This is a genomic window from Mesorhizobium sp. M0106 (assembly GCF_040322715.1).
In the GTDB taxonomy this organism is placed as follows: Bacteria; Pseudomonadota; Alphaproteobacteria; order Rhizobiales; family Rhizobiaceae; genus Mesorhizobium.
The window spans coordinates 1-1,152 of record NZ_JAMYUA010000125.1 but is presented as its reverse complement, the minus strand read 5'-3'; the positions used below and the strand labels follow the sequence as shown (position 1 = coordinate 1,152).

Sequence of the window (1,152 nt, the reverse complement as noted above, 5' to 3'; positions counted from 1 at the left end):
CGCAAGGAACGGCAGCAGGATCGCCTCGACGAGATAGCTCGACGCATAGGCGGGGATCAGGCCGTAGGCCACGGCAATCAGGGCGACGGGCAGAGCTAACCTCTGCCAGTCGATGGGAAGCCTTGCGGCATCGAGCGCTTGCACGGCCATCGGTCAGACCCTTTCGACAGTCTTCTGGCCAAACAGGCCGGAGGGGCGCACCAGCAGGACGACCAGCGCCAGCGCATAGGCGAACCAGCCTTCGATGCCGCCACCGACAAAGGGTCCGAGGTAGACCTCGGCGAGCTTCTCGCTGGCGCCGATGATGAGGCCGCCGACGATGGCGCCGAGGATAGAATCGAAGCCGCCAAGCACCAGCACCGGCAGCGCCTTCAGCACGATCAGCGACAGCGAGAACTGGACGCCGAGGCGCGCGCCCCACAAAAGCCCCGCGACCAGTGCCACGAACCCCGCGGCCGTCCACACCGTTCCCCAGATCCGGGGCAGCCGCAGCCCGACGGCGAGCGCCGCGAACTGGTCGTCTGCGACGGCGCGAAACGCTAGGCCGACGCGGGTCCAATAGAAGAATGCGCTCAAGCCGGCGACCATCGCCGCGGCAATGCCTGCAGCAAGAAGATCGAACGACGATATCAGGATACCGCCGACCTCGAACGGCGTGTCGTCGATGCCGAGATCGAGCCCGTGCACCTGCGTGCCCCACACCAACTGGGCAGCGCCTTCAATGATGTAAGACAGGCCAAGCGTGGCCATGAACAGCGTCATCGGCGAGCGATTGACCAGCGGCCTCAGCACAGTTCGCTCGATGGTGAAGCCCAGCGCAACCATGACCGCGAGGGTAATGAGCATTGAAAGCGCAAACGGGATGCCGCGTTCGACAAGGCTGACAAAGGTGAGTGCGGCGAACAGCACCATCGACCCTTGCGCGAAGTTCAGCACGCCCGACGTCTTGTAGATCAGCACGAAACCGATGGCGACGAGCGAATACATGACGCCTGAGAGCAAGCCACCGACCAGCACCTCGATGACGAAGAGGAAATCATAGTAGCTCATCAGATGCCCTCGCCATCTTCGCCTTCGGCGGTGCCGATATAGGCCCGGATCACCGCCGGATTGGCCCTGACCTCGGCCGGTGTCCCGTCGGCGATCTTGCGG

The 1,152-nt window shown here is 64.1% G+C and carries 2 protein-coding genes; both read right to left on the bottom strand.

What is annotated here, in order from left to right:
- Positions 1-153 precede the first annotated feature (153 nt).
- Positions 154-1,050: a branched-chain amino acid ABC transporter permease gene (locus tag NKJ55_RS35385; RefSeq protein WP_352453924.1), complete on the bottom strand. Its 897-nt coding sequence runs from the start codon at positions 1,048-1,050 to the stop codon at positions 154-156.
- A partial coding sequence (locus tag NKJ55_RS35380) for an ABC transporter ATP-binding protein C-terminal domain-containing protein (protein ID WP_502904551.1) occupies positions 1,050-1,152 on the bottom strand: 103 nt, incomplete at its 5' end. The genes NKJ55_RS35380 and NKJ55_RS35385, both read right to left, overlap by 1 nt.

Excerpts from the sequence above, each read along its gene's own strand:
- NKJ55_RS35385 (WP_352453924.1), bottom strand. The coding sequence starts at position 1,050 with ATGAGCTACTATGATTTCCTCTTCGTCATCGAGGTGCTGGTCGGTGGC.